The 326-nt window shown below is 52.8% G+C and carries 1 protein-coding gene; it reads right to left on the reverse strand.

Going from position 1 to position 326, the window contains the following annotated elements:
* A partial coding sequence (locus tag ACO0LF_RS31645; RefSeq protein ID WP_423021404.1) for a hypothetical protein occupies nt 1-326 on the reverse strand: 326 nt, incomplete at both ends.

Genomic DNA, 326 nt, shown 5'->3' on the forward strand with positions numbered 1-326 from the left:
TGGCATTGTCACGGGCCTCGACCTTAAAGACAATATTGGCAGTAGAGCCGGATGCAGGTAATAGCGCAGCACAACTCAAGCCATTTTCACTGGCCCAGTTACCTGTAAAGCTGAAGCTTTTGCTTCCTGTACTTGCGTTCAAATCCATATAGCAAGCAGAATTAGAGACGGATGTACCAGCATGGATGCGCAGCATGCTGACACTGGAACCACTGACAGAGAAGCTGCCATTGATCGCCTGGCCTATACCACTCTGACTGGCGCTCAGGCTACTGACCGTGATGGGGCTGGCCGCAGACTGATAACTGGCGGTGACACTGGGCGCA

The organism is Undibacterium sp. Di27W (assembly GCF_049340345.1).
Classification (GTDB): Bacteria; Pseudomonadota; Gammaproteobacteria; order Burkholderiales; family Burkholderiaceae_D; genus Undibacterium.